The organism is Vibrio sp. Vb2131, from assembly GCF_033338535.1.
GTDB classification, from domain to species: Bacteria; Pseudomonadota; Gammaproteobacteria; order Enterobacterales; family Vibrionaceae; genus Vibrio; species Vibrio alginolyticus.
This window is the reverse complement of the sequence record NZ_JAWOSW010000187.1, coordinates 1-506: the sequence shown is the minus strand read 5'-3', so window position 1 is coordinate 506 and position 506 is coordinate 1. Positions and strand designations below refer to the sequence as shown.

At 47.2% G+C, this 506-nt stretch carries 1 protein-coding gene; it reads left to right on the top strand.

Annotated elements, in window-relative coordinates; translation table 11 throughout:
- A partial coding sequence (rplW, locus tag R7E38_RS23455; protein ID WP_318082259.1) for a 50S ribosomal protein L23 occupies positions 1–349 on the top strand: 349 nt, incomplete at its 5' end.
- Positions 350–506 lie beyond the last annotated feature (157 nt).

The window sequence follows — 506 nt, the reverse complement described above, 5'->3', positions numbered from 1 at the left end:
GCCGAAAGCGAAGAAGGAAGCTCCTGCCCCTCCCAAAGCCGAAGCCAAAGCGAAGGCCTTGAAAGCTAAGAAGGCAGTGCTGAAAGGTGTCCACAGTCACAAAAAGAAGAAGATCCGAACGTCACCCACTTTCCGGCGGCCCAAGACCCTGCGGCTCCGGAGGCAGCCAAAATATCCTCGGAAGAGTGCGCCCAGGAGAAACAAGCTTGACCACTATGCTATCATCAAATTCCCACTGACCACGGAGTCAGCCATGAAGAAAATAGAGGACAACAACACTCTTGTGTTCATTGTGGATGTTAAGGCCAACAAGCACCAGATCAAACAGGCCGTGAAAAAAACTCTATGATATAGATGTGGCCAAAGTCAATACTCTGATAAGGCCTGACGGAGAGAAGAAGGCATATGTTCGCTTGGCTCCTGATTATGATGCTCTAGATGTTGCCAACAAGATTGGGATCATCTAAAGTGAGTCCAGATGGTTAATTCTAAATATATACTTTTTT